We start from the raw sequence: 591 nt of genomic DNA on the forward strand, positions 1-591 counted from the left end.
ATGTCCGGATTCTCGATACGGCCCATGCGACCCCGCAGCCCATCGCTCCACGCAAGAGCATGATCCTGGGTCTATGCTTGGTTCTAGGTGCCTTGCTCGGCGCCGCTTTCGTTCTTGTTAGAAACGCTCTGCACCGGGGCATTCAAAGCTCGGAGCAGATCGAAAATCTGGGAATCCCGGTTTTCGCGACAATCAACAAGTCTCTTTCCGCCGAAGGCGCTGGGAGCAAAAGCAAGGCTTGGCCAATCCTGGCGGTGACGAGCCCTGTAGACCTTGCCGTTGAGGCATTTCGGAGCCTGCGTACCAGTCTTCATTTCGGCATGCTGGATGCCCAATCCAAGTCGGTTTTGATCACGAGCGCTGCGCCTGAGGCTGGGAAGTCCTTTACCTCCGTCAACCTCGCCGTTGTCGCGGCACAGTCGGGTAAGAAAGTCTGTTTGATTGATGCAGACCTGCGGCGCGGACAGCTTCGCAAGTATTTTAACTTGAAGAAGGATACGGTTGGCCTTGCGGACTACCTCTCGGACAAGCGCCCTCTAGAAGGTGTCGTGCAACCGACCGATATCGAAGGACTGGAGTTCATTCCAAGCG

1 protein-coding gene is annotated in these 591 nt (G+C 56.2%); it reads left to right on the forward strand.

Going from position 1 to position 591, the window contains the following annotated elements; genetic code table 11:
* On the forward strand, positions 1 to 591 hold a 591-nt coding region (locus tag MK745_RS19685; RefSeq protein WP_279391869.1), incomplete at both ends, for a GNVR domain-containing protein.

It is taken from the genome of Shimia aestuarii, from assembly GCF_022814865.1.
Lineage (GTDB): Bacteria > Pseudomonadota > Alphaproteobacteria > Rhodobacterales > Rhodobacteraceae > Shimia > Shimia aestuarii_A.